Raw genomic sequence first — 218 nt, forward strand, 5'->3', positions numbered from 1 at the left:
CACCACCGCCTCGAGGATCCGCACGAACCGATCCGCGAACGTCTCCACCGTCGAAGCATCGAACAGCTCGGTGGCATAGGTGAACTCCGCACGGAAACCGGCCGGCGAACCGTCCTCCGCAAACCCCTCCGACAACGTCAACTGCAGATCGAACTTGGCGATCTGCGCATCGAAGTCCACACCCGAGACACTCAGACCGGGCAGCTCGAGCTCCGCAG

General features: G+C 63.3%; 1 protein-coding gene. It reads right to left on the reverse strand.

The genetic code is table 11. The features are described from left to right. Positions 1-204: condensation domain-containing protein (locus ACLQ3J_RS20960; protein ID WP_425904306.1), on the reverse strand; the 204-nt coding region annotated here is incomplete at its 3' end. Positions 205-218 lie beyond the last annotated feature (14 nt).

This window comes from Rhodococcus sp. DT1, from assembly GCF_049844875.1.
Classification (GTDB): Bacteria; Actinomycetota; Actinomycetes; order Mycobacteriales; family Mycobacteriaceae; genus Rhodococcus.